Origin of the sequence: Maridesulfovibrio frigidus DSM 17176, from assembly GCF_000711735.1 — a bacterium.
Lineage (GTDB): Bacteria > Desulfobacterota > Desulfovibrionia > Desulfovibrionales > Desulfovibrionaceae > Maridesulfovibrio > Maridesulfovibrio frigidus.
In genome coordinates this window covers 1-14,123 of record NZ_JONL01000015.1, presented here as the reverse complement: position 1 = coordinate 14,123, position 14,123 = coordinate 1, and the positions used below count along the sequence as shown (strand labels likewise).

Annotated in this window: 13 protein-coding genes and 1 rRNA gene; 2 read left to right on the top strand and 12 right to left on the bottom strand. The window is 41.6% G+C overall.

The features are described from left to right. Positions 1–76: 76 nt before the first annotated feature. From BR06_RS0118935 to atpD, 10 genes are all read right to left on the bottom strand, one after another. Complete coding sequence (locus tag BR06_RS0118935; RefSeq protein WP_051677211.1) at positions 77–1,276, bottom strand: reverse transcriptase domain-containing protein; 1,200 nt, start codon at positions 1,274–1,276, stop codon at positions 77–79. A gap of 292 nt (positions 1,277–1,568) precedes the next feature. Beyond that, positions 1,569–2,435 (bottom strand): F0F1 ATP synthase subunit gamma, encoded by an 867-nt coding sequence (locus tag BR06_RS0118930; protein ID WP_031485885.1) that lies wholly within the window; start codon positions 2,433–2,435, stop codon positions 1,569–1,571. Next, a complete protein-coding gene (locus BR06_RS0118925; RefSeq protein WP_031485883.1) occupies positions 2,422–3,948 on the bottom strand; it encodes a F0F1 ATP synthase subunit alpha in 1,527 nt (508 codons plus the stop codon). The genes BR06_RS0118930 and BR06_RS0118925 overlap by 14 nt, the downstream gene beginning before the upstream one ends. Beyond that, positions 3,948–4,733, bottom strand: a complete 786-nt coding sequence (locus BR06_RS0118920; RefSeq protein WP_051677210.1) for a F0F1 ATP synthase subunit B family protein — start codon at positions 4,731–4,733, stop codon at positions 3,948–3,950. The genes BR06_RS0118925 and BR06_RS0118920 overlap by 1 nt, the downstream gene beginning before the upstream one ends. Before the next feature lie 3 nt (positions 4,734–4,736). Continuing rightward, entirely contained in the window at positions 4,737–5,015 is a 279-nt protein-coding gene (locus tag BR06_RS0118915) for a F0F1 ATP synthase subunit C (RefSeq protein WP_031485880.1), read from the bottom strand. Between the two features lie 20 nt (positions 5,016–5,035). Further along, positions 5,036–5,713 carry a F0F1 ATP synthase subunit A gene (locus BR06_RS0118910; protein WP_031485878.1) on the bottom strand — a complete coding sequence of 226 codons (678 nt, stop codon included), beginning with the start codon at positions 5,711–5,713 and terminating at the stop codon, positions 5,036–5,038. Then, positions 5,704–6,021: an ATP synthase subunit I gene (locus tag BR06_RS0118905; protein WP_031485876.1), complete on the bottom strand. Its 318-nt coding sequence runs from the start codon at positions 6,019–6,021 to the stop codon at positions 5,704–5,706. Before BR06_RS0118905 ends, BR06_RS0118910 begins: the two co-directional genes overlap by 10 nt. Next, positions 6,011–6,409: an AtpZ/AtpI family protein gene (locus tag BR06_RS0118900; RefSeq protein ID WP_051677209.1), complete on the bottom strand. Its 399-nt coding sequence runs from the start codon at positions 6,407–6,409 to the stop codon at positions 6,011–6,013. The genes BR06_RS0118905 and BR06_RS0118900 overlap by 11 nt, the downstream gene beginning before the upstream one ends. Further along, positions 6,406–6,786, bottom strand: a complete 381-nt coding sequence (locus BR06_RS0118895) for an ATP synthase F0F1 subunit epsilon (protein ID WP_031485872.1) — start codon at positions 6,784–6,786, stop codon at positions 6,406–6,408. Before BR06_RS0118895 ends, BR06_RS0118900 begins: the two co-directional genes overlap by 4 nt. Then, positions 6,786–8,189, bottom strand: a complete 1,404-nt coding sequence (atpD, locus tag BR06_RS0118890) for a F0F1 ATP synthase subunit beta (RefSeq protein ID WP_034603229.1) — start codon at positions 8,187–8,189, stop codon at positions 6,786–6,788. Before atpD ends, BR06_RS0118895 begins: the two co-directional genes overlap by 1 nt. Before the next feature lie 305 nt (positions 8,190–8,494). Between atpD and recQ the strand changes: the two genes are divergently transcribed. Both recQ and BR06_RS0118880 read left to right on the top strand, forming a co-directional pair. Continuing rightward, a complete protein-coding gene (gene recQ / locus BR06_RS0118885; protein WP_031485869.1) occupies positions 8,495–10,714 on the top strand; it encodes a DNA helicase RecQ in 2,220 nt (739 codons plus the stop codon). A 147-nt stretch (positions 10,715–10,861) separates the two neighbouring features. Next, a complete protein-coding gene (locus BR06_RS0118880) occupies positions 10,862–11,959 on the top strand; it encodes a DUF6765 family protein (RefSeq protein WP_031485867.1) in 1,098 nt (365 codons plus the stop codon). Positions 11,960–12,348: 389 nt separating this feature from the next. On the opposite strand, the gene rrf is transcribed toward BR06_RS0118880, so the two are convergent. Together rrf and BR06_RS0118865 are read right to left on the bottom strand one after the other, a co-directional pair. Continuing rightward, positions 12,349–12,463 (bottom strand): 5S ribosomal RNA (gene rrf / locus BR06_RS0118870). A 139-nt stretch (positions 12,464–12,602) separates the two neighbouring features. Next, complete coding sequence (locus BR06_RS0118865; protein WP_051677208.1) at positions 12,603–13,886, bottom strand: diguanylate cyclase; 1,284 nt, start codon at positions 13,884–13,886, stop codon at positions 12,603–12,605. Positions 13,887–14,123: the final 237 nt, after the last annotated feature.

Sequence of the window (14,123 nt, the reverse complement as noted above, 5' to 3'; positions counted from 1 at the left end):
ATTCTTCTGAATACTTTCGATTACTCATGAGTATTTCTCCTGCATGAGCTGACTTTAACCTCTCGAGCCGTGTCCGTCATCTATAGAGCACTTCATATGCATTTTTAAAATGCCTCCAATCCGTTTGCCCCTCACCTAAAACCGTAAGCATGTCGCTTTCATTAATACGAAGATGTTTGTATCTATTAAAGTATTTTTTATATGATTGCTTTTCTAGCAATCGACTACTGTAACTTAGTCTATTTTGTTTTGACTTTGCTTTATTTTGTATTTCTTGAATATTGAAACGCTTATCTTTCACACTGCGTATCCATTCAAGTTTACCCCTCACAACCATGCTAAATAATTCAGTACTATCTTCTTTATTTTCGCTATTTCTTGTATCGTGGTAGTTTATGAACTTTTCATAGGCAGCTTCCATCCCATTGAGCTTCCAATCATGAAGCATGGCTCGAACTTGGTTGATGGATCTTTTCCTAATGTTGGGGAAGTCATTAACAATCAGACCTGTAACAATTTGTCTGTCAGCTTGAGTTCGTAAAGTTGTTTTTTCCGAATTGATTTCAAAACCATTCTTGTCTATGATTTCTATTAATCCTTCACCCGGCTTCCAATTTTCATCACGAAAAGCGATGTCCCTAGGGAATTCTATTATATTCGTAGAAAAGGTCATATCATCTGCATATCGCGAGTAATAACACCCATATGCTTTAGCTAAATCACTTAATTCTCGGTCCATATGAGAACAAATCATATTTGATATTATGGGAGAGCATGGAGAACCTTGTGGGAGGCAGTCATTGTAGCATGCTATTTTTGCTAACAGTATAGCTATATTTCTTTTAAGTTTGTATGGATTTGATTGAAATAAACCCATAACTCTACCGAAATGTATTGTTGGAAAAAAATCACATAAATCAATGTTAAAAACATATCTTTTTTTTGAATGGACTAACGCATTTCCAAAAACTGTTTTGTCTTTGTTGTGAGGTGTTTCCTTTATATATCCGTAAGCCGCTTTTTTAGGATCGTATATTCCTTCAAGTTTTGAAGTCAACGACCTTTGAATCGTTTTTAAAGCCGTATGTGGTGCAGCTATTGTTCGATCTTTTCCATTTCGTTTTTTTATTGCAAATTCGGTATACTGACCATTGGGACCATCCGACAGCCGATAAAGAATATAGCTAAAATCTTTAGGTTTAAATCCTAAAAATAATGCAAGCTGATTAAGTGTAGAAATTTGTTGGAATCGAGATAAGTTGTTTATCCTTGTCACATTTTTCTCACATGTTTTTAGGGTGTCTGCCTGATAATTCTACATGCAGCGAAGCCGTGTTAATTAAAGTCAACAAGAGCCGCTGAACAAGCGGGGATAGCCAGAGTGGCAAAGTGTAATAATCATCGATGGTACACCGACAAAAAGGCAATTACTTAACGGCAGACACCCTAGTTACTATTGGACAGAATACTTATAGTATGTCAAGTATTCTTTAACATATAGAGGTGAGGTTTTATATCCCAAGCAGGATAGATAATAAATATAAATATTTAGACAAGACAAACACCCCCTAAAACCCACCCCCAGATACAGCCTCCACCCCAGCAACAATATCAAGCAACTCACCCGTAATAGTCCCCTGACGCGTATTCCTATAATCCGATTCAAGAGCCTCTACGTGTTCCAGAATATTCTTCTCCGCAACCTGCATTGCTGTAAGCCTTGCGCTATTTTCTGCTGCCAGCGACTGCACGATGGCCCCGTAAACTGAAATATAAATGTATTCATGAAACAGCGTAGAAAATAGATCTCTAGCTGGAATGTTTGTTATAGGCAGAGACTTTCCTGTCCATTCTGCGACCTTGGTTCTGGAGTGAAGCGGCAACACATGCTTTGCCGTCACCTTAGTACCATCAACCGCAAAACTGTTATTTACTACGCTGAACCTGCCCATCCCCTTTTTGCGTCTCCATTCTTCCAAGCTGCTTTCAACCTCATTCACTACTCCGGTAACACCGCGCAAGCTTCCGGGCACTTTGAAATTTAGGTCAGGTGCAATGCCAGCATCTTCAAGAGCGCCGCGCACCCTCTCCCCGCAAGTCCAGCACGAAACTTCAAATCCGTCTGACTTCAGCTCATCTATTACGCGCAAAGTTTCCACCTTCGAAACGTCATTAAACTGCCCGCACATTCCCTGATCAGAACCTATGGCAAGCACAACCGCAATTTTGCCTTTTCGCTCATGCGGAATGACACCTGAATTCTTAAAAAATACAGTCCAGCCATCCTCAACTACTTCCGCATACTCGCCCACACCATGTGCCGCATTTTCGAAATGTCTGATGTTGACCGCTGCTAAAGCCTTCATAGTTTTAACCACTGACAACAGATCGTGGGTAGTTGCTATTTTCTTTTTTACAGCATCAAGAGCTTGCATCGGACACTCCCCAAAGATCTATACATTTCTTAATGTTAAGCTTTAAGTCTTCCCAAATTTTATCATTTGAATCGGCTTTAGGCAGTCTTTCAAAATCTGCAAAATTATCTCTGGCATCAGCTAATATGAAATCCTGAATATCTCCAATTTTGTCGAGCGGGACCTCATCTAAAAGCCCGAGTGATGCAGCCCACAAAATTACAAGCTGCTCTGCTGCACTAAGGGGCGAAAACCTATCCTGCTTGAGCAGTTCTCTAACCCGCACTCCATGATCAAGCCTTTTACGTGTATCCTTATCAAGCCGAGTGCCGAACCTTGCAAAAGCTTCCAGTTCCTGAAACTGAGAATATGTAAGTCGCAGATCACCCGAGACTTTTCGATACGCCACAGGCTGAGCACGACCACCAACCCTTGAAACAGATTTACCCACATCAACAGCAGGGAGCAGTCCCTTTTGGAATAGCACTGGTGACAGGTAAATTTGCCCATCGGTTATGGAAATAAGGTTTGTCGGAATATACGCCGAAATGTTTTGAGCTTCCGTCTCGACTATAGGCAATGCCGTCAGAGTTCCGCCACCATGTTTAGGACTTAGCCTTGTGGATCGCTCGAGGAGTCTTGAATGGATATAGAAAATATCACCGGGAAATGCTTCGCGCCCCGGAGGCCTTCGCATTAGCAGGCTAAGCTGACGATACGCCTGTGCATGCCGAGTGAGGTCATCATATACAATGAGAACATCGCGCCCCTGCTCCATGAAATATTCAGCCATACTTGTTGCGGCGTAAGGAGCAATGTACTGCATACCCGATGGAGCATCCCCTTCGACCACAACGACGAAAGTATAAGCCATAGCGCCATGTTTCCGCAGTGCGGAAATAACTCTGGCAACAGAAGTGCTACGCTGTCCGATAGCGCAATAGACACAAACTACGTCGCCCTTTTTCTGATTAAGTATAATATCAAGCGCAACAGCCGTTTTACCCGTCTGCCTGTCGCCTAGAATGAGTTCCCGCTGTCCACGACCTATGGGAATCAGGGTATCGACAACCTTAAGCCCGGAAGCCATAGGTGTATCCACTGGGGCGCGCATGAGAATCGGCGGAGCTTCACATTCTATTGGGCGGGTTTGATTAGTGTCGAGCATGGGGCCGTCATCTAGTGGGTTCCCTAGCGGATCAACAACCCTGCCAATCAACGCCTCGCCAACGGGAACGCTTAGAACAGTACCAGATGGAATAGCTTCATCACCCGCGCTAAGATCAGCACTTCGTCCAAGTAGCGCAACTCCTATGGAGTCTGGCAGTAGATCAAGCGCCATTCCCTGAACCCCGTTACCTAAAGTGAGGAGTTCTTCCGAACGGACAGATTTAAGACCTTCAACCTGCGCAACTCCTCGCGCTACAGAAATAACACGCCCTACTTCGCGAGACTCAGGATTGTAATCCATTTTATCAAGCCCTTTCTCATATGCTCCGAACGCCTGATCCATATTGTCTGAAAGAAATCCCATCACAAACCTCCGCCCGAATCTTTTTCAGATTTATCAGCCGACACACTCGATGGCTCTGCTCCGATTTCCTCAAAAATAGATTTTTCCAAATCAACAATGTAAGATGAAAGGGACCATTCCCATTTTCTGTCACCCGCAATAAGCTCCACTCCAATTCCTAGATTAGGGTCAACAGTGAATACCCGCTGATTACAATCGGGGAAAATTCTGGCTAAAGCATCTTCCGTTCTTTCTCTGTTTTTCCCGTCATGCACAAACCCGGTACGGACAATAATTTCACTGTTCCCGCAATCGACCTTACCAGTCTCATCTTCTACCGAAACCAATAAGCCAGCCACTACCCGTTCTTCAAGATTTGAATCAGTTAAGTCTAACATTATACGCGAAGCTGCTCCGGTGACTTCCTTCATAACTCGTTTCTTTAAGCTAAGAGCAAGACTCTGCTTTTCGCGATCTAAAGCGGATAGCCACTCTTCGCGCTGGACTTCAATTTCCTTCTGAGCGGCTACCATAGCCTGCTGACGCCATTTTTCAGATTCTGCATGGATTTCAGACATCACATGTGCAGCTTTATGTTCAAGTTCGCTATGCTTTGTTTCCAGCGACTTATGAAGTTCTTCTGCTTCATTTCTAGTCCTATGCGCCTGCGTCATCTCGTCGGCCACACGTTCTTTGCGCTTCTTCATTGCCTCCACAAGGGGGCCATAAAGAAACAATTTAAGCAAAAAAATTAACACAAAGAAGTTAATGATTTGCGCAAAGACGGTGAACCAGTCTATCAACATGATTTAACCCGCTGCCTTCTCAATAAAAAAGTTCCAAAATGGATTTGCAAACAGCAAAATCATTGCAAGTACAAAACAATAAATTGCAGTTGATTCAACCATTGCCATACCTACAAATAAGAATTTTACGATGGTATTGGTTTCATCAGGCTGCTGAGCAATTGCACTAAGTGCGCGCGACAATGCCATCCCTTGCCCAATAGCAGGCCCAATAGCCCCGATACCCATACAAAGTCCGGCGGCTATAACCGATCCGAATGCGATCCAGCCAAGAGTTTCCATATTCTCCTCCTTAATATTTTCTAACTATTACTAGTATGAACTTCCAAACCTGCGGCAATAAATACTGCAGCTAAAACCGTAAAAATATATGCCTGAACAACACCAATCAAAAGCCCGAGAAGTTGCATTATGACAGGAACTAAAAGCGGCATTATCACCAATAAAATAGCGCCCATCATCGTTCCGCTCAAGATATTACCGAATAAACGCACAGCAAGAGCAAAGGTCCTGCTAACCTCTCCAATTATATTAAATGGGAGCATCATGGGCGATGGCTGAATATAGCTCTTAAGGTAATTACGAAGGCCATTCTCTTTGATCCCGTAATAGGGAACTGCGAAAAAAACGATCAGACTGAACGCAGTTGTTGTGGAAAGTGATCCCGTGGGAGGAGCAAACCCAGGAACTACGGCGAGAATATTTGAAACAAGGATAAAAATAAAAAGTGTCCCAAGAAGTGGCAGAAATCTTTCAGGACGTTGATTTGTTGCCCCTTCAATCTGTGTCAGCAATCCATCAACTAGTATTTCAAGGATGTTTTGTTTATCAGATATAACCGATGAGGATGTAATTTTGCGGGTAACCAACCATGAAAAACCCACGAGTAGAAACATGACAACCCACGTATATACAAGGGTGTCGTTAAGCTTCATAAATTCGTAACTTAAATAAACAGTATTATCCGGGCTTATTTCCACGGCTTTCTCCTGCTACCGCAAATCAGTGCTTTTTCATCAGAGCAATACTTCGACAGCGCAAAAGTCCTAAGCAAATAAAATCCGAGAAATGCCGCAGCAATTGGCGCTCCACCCTGTTTCATAATTTGTCCAAAAACAAACAGAGTCACTCCATATCTTAGCAAACAACCTGACCAGAAAAATAAACGAGGTCGCACAGCTTTTGGTAAATATCGGACAGTTGCCCAAAGTCCACCAAAATGAAATGCCGCGAGAACCGCTCCAGAAGCAAAAAAAGCGCAAAGCAAGATATAATTGCTACTTGTCATTCTTATTCTCCAGATCGGGGTTCATGGCATCTGCATCGTCAGTAGATTCAGGGTCATCATTACACAGCCAATCTCGATCACGTTCGCTGATAATCTTGCCCTTCTCTTTATTCATCCACATTCCAGCACAAACGCACCCGGCAAAAAGACCAACTCCGAGCATAGTCAGGGTCCAGCTAACTTTATAGGGCCACATGTAATCCATCCAAGCGCCAAGAAAGCTTCCAAGAACAGTCGGAAAAGCGATGCTCCAACCAACAACGCCCATTGATCCAAAGGCTGACCAAGTGCCAACAACACCGCGCCTTTCAGCGCAAATTCGCCGTTTTTCCTTAGTAGCGACACTATCCCTGAACTTATTTGAACGCGGGTTTTTATCTGTGCTCATAAAGTTTCAACCTCAATAAGGCTGCGGACAAATCCAGCCTCAAGCTTTGCTACAGTTGTCCGAGCTGCTTTTTCACCTTCTGATGCATCATCAAGCATACGGTTAACTTCTAATTCAAGTTTTCCTATTTCACCTTGAACGGCTGCGCGCGATGAAATACGTACAATCTCCCCCTTTTTGACTAGGATACCTGTATCCACAGCCATATTCGTTGCTTTTCCCTGATGATAGTAAGTTAAAATCCCAGCAGAAAGAGCAGTTGCCATATCAATATGATTTGGCAGAAGACAAAATCCTCCCCGCTTACACTCCGCAACAATTTTATCAGCTTCACAATCGAGGAAAACGCCAGACGGCAGCATTATTTTAAGCTTCATCAGCTGCTACCCTCAGCACCGCCAGTTTTAGCAGAATTAAGATCATCAAGAGAGCCGATCATATAGAAATCACGCTCGGATAAATCTTTAAACTCATCATTTAAAATGCGCTCACAACCTGAAACAGTATCTTCAATATCAACTATTTTACCTTCCATTCCTGTAAAATGACGAGTCGTATTAAATGGCTGAGTCATAAAACGCTCAAGCTTTCTGGCGCGTGAAACAATAAGCCTATCTTCACGGGAAAGCTCTTCAAGACCGAGCATAGCTATAATGTCCTTAAGATCTTCATACAGAGAAAGCGTGCGTCGAACTTCACGCGCAACATCATAGTGACGCTGTCCGACAATAGCAGGAGAAAGCATCATAGAACGTGATTCAAGCGGATCTACAGCAGGATAAAAGCCTTCTCCCGCCCGTTTGCGCGAAAGGACAATAGAAGATGAAAGATGAGAAAAAGTGTGAGTTGCGGCAGGGTCGGTCAAATCATCAGCCGGTACATAGACGGCCTGAATAGATGTGATTGCACCCGATTTACTGCTTGAGATACGTTCTTGAAGCTCAGAAAGGTCAGCACCAAGTGTGGGCTGGTACCCCATGCGAGAAGGAAGCCTGCCGAGCATTCCTGAAAGTTCCATCCCAGCCTGAATGAATCTGAAAATATTATCGATCAAAAGCAGAACATCTTTGCCTTGATCATCTCTAAAATGCTCAGCAATCGTTAACGCTGTGTGACCCGTTCTAAACCTAGCACCAGGAGGCTCATTCATCTGTCCGAAGACCATTACGGTATTATCGAGAACTCCAGCGTCACCCATTTCACGGTATAGCTCTTCACCTTCACGACACCTTTCACCTATCCCGCAAAAGATACTTATGCCGCTATGACGCCCGACCATATTATTGATAAGTTCTGTGATTAGAACCGTTTTACCAACGCCAGCTCCACCGAAAAGTCCAGCCTTGCCACCTTTCTCAAGAGGCATGAGCAAATCTATGACTTTAATCCCCGTCATAAATATCTCTTCTGAAACAACGCGTTTAGAAAGTTCTATAGGAGTATTATGAATTGAACGATATTCTAAATTTTCGGGCAAATCACGACCGTCTACGGGTTCGCCAAAAACATTAAGCACCCGCCCAAGCAATTCTTCGCCGACAGGAGTGTGTAAAGTTACTCCTTCACTATCAACAACAGCGCCCCTAGGAAGACCACCAGTAGGAGTCATGGCAATAGCTCGCACTGTATTCAAATCCAGATGATCAGCCACTTCTAAAGTAACTTTTCGGTCTCCGTGAGCATACAAAACCGAAAGCATCGGAGGAATGCCTTCAGGAAAACGCACGTCAACAACGGACCCGCGAACAGAAATAACTTCTCCACAATACTTATGATCCATATTCTGCCACCGTTTTTAATTAGCCTGCAACTTTACAATTATTGCACCGTATAAAATAAGAGATATTTTCAGAATACTACAACAACACCTTATGTCTATCATTTTTAATTATTAGCTAAAATATTCAGAAATAGACCCGATCACGTACATGAATAATTAATATCAGCTATAGTTCAATACGTGGAGTAAAATCCTAAAATTAGCCATTATCAAGGGTTGCCTTAACACTAAATAGGAGGCAAAACACAACAGCACAAAGCGAAACATATTTAGACTAATTTCCCACAACCAGACGGACACATTTCATGCGCACCCCTCTTGATGTTCTTCAAAAGACATACGGCTACGAAAAATTTACCGGACTTCAAGACGAGATTACTTCGCGTGTAATGGCTGGCGGCCATGCTGTTGTATTCATGCCTACAGGTGGCGGTAAATCTGCGTGTTATCAAATACCTGCCATATTGCGCCAAGGTGTCGGAATTGTAATTTCTCCGCTCATTGCACTCATGCAAGATCAGGTTGCAGCTCTCAAACAAATGGGAGTGCGTGCGGAGTGCTTAAATTCGTCTGTGAAAGGTGAGCATGCTTCGCAAATTATCAGCAGTTTATATAATGGCGAACTAGATCTTTTATATGTTGCGCCAGAAAGGCTTGGACAACCTGGTTTTTATGAAATGCTTGAACGGATCAACATCGCACTGATAGCAATCGACGAAGCCCATTGTGTATCTCAATGGGGACACGATTTTAGACCGGACTACCTAAGACTGGATGCTCTTGCAGCTAGATTCCCAAATGTTCCACGCTTAGCACTAACAGCCACAGCCGACGGGCCAACTCAGAGGGAGATTCTGCAACGGCTTTCATTTACAGAAAATGATATTTTCGCAACGGGATTCGACAGGCCGAATATCCGCTATACAGTTGTCCCTAAAGAAGGGGAGCAAATACAGCTTCTTAATTTTATTAAAAGTGACCATGATAAAGAATGCGGCATAGTCTACCGCATGAGCCGCAAAAAAGTTGAAAAAACAGCTGAATGGCTATGTAAAAAAGGAATAAAGGCCCTGCCGTATCATGCTGGACTGAGCGCGCAGGTACGTGAAAAAAATCAGGCGCGATTTATGTCCGAAGATGGCATTGTAATCGTCGCTACTATCGCCTTTGGAATGGGAATCGATAAGCCTGACGTGAGATTTGTGGCTCATCTCGACCTCCCGAAAAGTATTGAGGCATATTATCAGGAAACAGGAAGAGCTGGACGTGACGGGCTCCCGGCTGAAGCGTGGATGTCTGTCGGGATTGGCGATATCGGTTTTTTGCGCAGAATGATAATGTCGGGAGATGCACCGGAAGAACGCAAGGCTTTAGAGATGCGCAAACTTAACGCCCTACTAGCCTACTGCGAATCTTCAAACTGCCTAAGACAAGCACTGCTCGGATATTTCGGAGAAGAGCTAGAAAACCCATGTGGAAACTGTTTTACCTGCATCACTCCTCCAACTAAATTTGATGGAACAATAGCAGCACAAAAAGCTTTATCGAATGTTTATCGCACAGAACAAATATTCGGAGTAAATCATCTCATAGATGTATTGCTGGGCAAAGAGACTCCTAAAGTGAAAAGTAATGGGCATGAAACTTTAAGCACCTTCAAAATAGGTACAGAACATACACCAGAGGAATGGACTTCTATTCATCGCCAGATGGTATCTCAGGGGCTTCTTGATGTTGATATCGAAGGATATGGCGCTTTAAAGCTGAATAAGCTGAGTTGGGAAGTTTTAAGAAAAGAGCGAAAGGTTGATCTACGCAAAGATCCTATCATCGCTAAGAAAAGCGTAAGCAGTCCAAGAAAGAAAAAATTAGTAATCGGAGGACAAGACTGCCCTTCAATGACAACATCAGAAGCTAAAAAACTACTGGATGCACTCAGATCCGTACGTAATGATCTAGCTAAAGAGCAACAAGTTCCAGCTTTCATAATTTTTCCAGATAAGACGTTACTTGAACTCGCCTGCTACCGCCCGGAATCAGTCGATCAATTATACGCTATAAGTGGATTTGGAGATCAAAAAGTATTTCGATACGGAAGTCCAATTATTGAAACTCTGCTAATGCATCAAGATGAGCATGGGCGTCCGAAAGACCTTGCACCTCTTCCTGAAGGTAAAACCAGAACACCACCAAAAGAACTAAGCGCAAGTAAGCCAACAGTGCCTCCGTCAGCTCTTGAGACGCTCGAGTTATTCGAAGACCTACAGAATATTAGCAAAGTCGCAGAAAAACGAAAAATTAAGCAAGCTACGATATACAGCCACTTAACAGCGTGTGTTAAAGCTGGTAAAATTGAAGTGAACGACATTCTAGACTTCGACAAAGCTGAAATTGAGTGCTTAAAAGACACAATCTCATTTTATAAAGAAGAAGGATTCATGCAGCTTAATCCTATTTTTAATGCTTTATACGGAAACTACTCATACGAAATACTTCGTATTTTCCAAGCTGAATTATCCAGATAAAGATATTCCCACCTAAATTTATTTAAATATAAATATCACATCATTTCAGCATAGTACAAAACATATACAAACACGACCATCAATATCTATTGGCATATAATATATTCGATTTATTTTTATTATACAAAATAAAACAGGAGATACAATATGCAAAAAGACATGCACTACTTTGGTACTTATGCAATTGCACGTGCAGCAGGAATAAAACCTGAAGATGCGCAGGTTATTGCTTCGGCCGCTCAGTTTGTTGATGATAACTCCACAATAAAAAAAATAGATTTTGAAGACAAAGGTTCACTAAATTCAAGACCTACTGCCCACGGAAAACTTGGAGCATGGAAAAACATGTTCCCTAGATTTCAACGTGAAGTGTGGATACCATTTCATTTTTTGCCAGGTGGAAGTGGAGAAGATTTTTTGAGCAAAATTGAATGTCAGCAAGACAGCGATATTGCGAAGGAAATGGTCCAGAACCATTTAAATCATAATGATGATGATATTTACAAACAGCTTCTAGGAATCACAGCACATGTTTATGCTGACACATTTTCTCACTATGGATTTTCAGGGCTGAGTTCAAATAAAAATGATATAGACGTAGAGAGCATTAAACTTTCAAAATCTACTAATGATAAATATATAACAAGCATTTCTAAAAGATCTCAATTAAAGAAACAAGGCCTTAGAGCTGGAAGAGCGGTTTCACGGTGTTTGGGTAAAACCTTAGGCCAAATAGCTGAGTGCATCTCTAATGATTTAGGGCACGGTGGAGTATACACATATCCAGACGCTCCATTTCTTGAGTGGAGCTTTAATTTTGAAGACGGGCGGCCAAGCAATAGAAAAAACAGCGAATCTTTTCTACTCGGTTGTGAGGCTCTTTATAAAATGTTCAGAGAATCTTGCATAATAAAACCAGAGCTTTATGCTGGAAATCATAAAGATTTCACTCAAATAAAAGCATCCCTAAAAGATATACTTGAATTCAATGGAGATGAAGACGAAAGGATTAAAAATTGGAAAGATAAATTTTCCAATGAAAGTGCAAATTTCACAGAGGTAAGTGAATCATTTCGTAACTACCTAGGTGATTCGTGGAATAAAGAAAGAACTAAACTGGATAACAGCGCTAATTCTACTCAACTTTTGAAGTCTAACGTATTTAATTTTTACAAGGCTGCTTCGTACCACAGGCATTATGTATTGAGAGACTTATTGCCAGAGCATGGCATCGTAGTTTTTTAATAACTTACATTAGTAATTTTGATAAAAGGAGAACTTAAATATGGCAATGGGAAACAAATGTCCAAACTGTAAAGAACAAACATACCATGAAAATGGAAGCTACTACGAGTGCTCAGAATGTAATTATATAGGATGGCCTGGTACAATGCCTGTTAGTGATGTAGGAGCTGGGCCAGGTAAAACCTGCCCAAACTGTGACAAGTTAACACTGCATGACATTTATAGATATGAGGACGAAACGATAGTTAGAAGATGTGCTACCTGTAACCACACGGGAATACAGCTAGCTGCACATTAAAGCAGATTGTAAGTTGTTTCACTTAGTACAAATGTTATCAACACAAGAAAACCCGTACAAACTTAATTGTACGGGTTTTCTTAAAAAAAAGTCCTTGCGACGACCTAGTTTCCCACCAGCTACCTGGCAGTATCATCGGCGATGGAGGTCTTAACTTCCGAGTTCGGAATGGGATCGGGTGTGGCCCCTCCTCAATGGTCACAAGGACAAATATCAAAAATATTTGTAATCACCTTGAAGGTGTTTTTCTTAAAGAGCGCATCCTGCTGAAGCAAGAGAGCAATAACTATAGAAAGCGCATCACTCTGTCAACAACTATAAAAATATTATTAAAATCAAGTAGACTTAAGCGCTGTAACAGACCTGATTACGTCCTTTATTTTTGGCTTCATATAATTTTTTATCAGAAACTTCGATCATCTCATCTAGAGAAGACATAGTCTTGGCACAAACACCAATACTTACTGTTAAAAGAATCTCATGCTTACCCACTACGATGGTCCGCTTCTCAATGTCATCCCTCACGCTTTCAAAAACCTGTTGGATTTCATCAGCCTTCATATCAGCGCACAGCACACAAAATTCCTCACCCCCGAAGCGAGACACAACATCACCCTTGCGAAAACGATTGTTCAGCAAATCAGCAACAACCTTAATGACTTCATCTCCAATAATATGTCCATACTTGTCATTACAGGCTTTGAATTCATCAATGTCGATCATGGCAGCGACTAAAGTAGCACCACTGCGCTGCTGCTGAGAGAAAAGTTTTTCACCATATTTAAAAAATGAGCGCCTATTATAAATACCTGTAAGATAGTCATTATCAGACATTTTTTTAATAGTGGTGATATACTCAGAGTTTTCAATGTTATGTGAAACTCTACAGTAAAATTCTTCGGTAAGAAACGGCTTATGAATATAATCATTAGCCCCGGCTTTCAAAAAATAAGCAGAAGTAGTTGCTCCTCCGACCCCGGATAATCCGATTATAGGAAGACGAGATTTGGAAAATTTACGCCGAATTTCTTTTACAAGAGTCAAGCCATCCATTACAGGCATATAATGGTCAGCAATAACAAGACGGATCTCATCATCAGAATTAACAAGATCTAAACCTTCTTGCCCATTCACAGCTTCTATTACCTGAAAGTTGCATACATCGAGTAAGGCTCGGCAAAGATTTCGACTAGTACTGGAATCATCTACGACAAGAACCTTAGTATTTATATTCTTTCTAAGCCTGTCCACTAAATTTATGACATGCTCAATGTTTCCGAAGTTTTCTTTGGGTACATAGTCAACTATACGTTTGGCCCACATAATATCTCGTAGATCGTCACTAAGCTCACCTGTAAAAACTATAGAAGGTATCTTCTTGCCCACGACAAGATCCACAACCTCTCCGTTAGGAGCATCAGGTAGATTTATATCGAGCAAGGCTGCAAAAAATTCACATTCGTTATTATTTAGATATTCTTCAGTACTAGCGTAATCGACGAAAACTAAACTTTCAACATCTAGGCTAGATTTTATGCATCTTTTGAGAATACCTGCAAAAGTCATACTGTCTTCAACTATAAGAACTTTCGTAGGCCGAGTAGTGCACTCGATTATCTTTTTAACCATAACGTCCCCTTGTTGTTCCTTTGACAACTAGCTGATCATACACATAAAAACAATCTACCACAAATAAAAGAGTCAATAATAAAAGCCTTTATTACACGTTGGTGTTGTTTTTTTTAATTTAGTTAAAATATGGAACATATCACCACACGCAAGAAAACCCGTACAAACTTAATTGTACGGGTTTTCTTTAAAAAAAAGTCCTTGCGACGACCTAGTTTCCCACCAGCTACCTGGCAG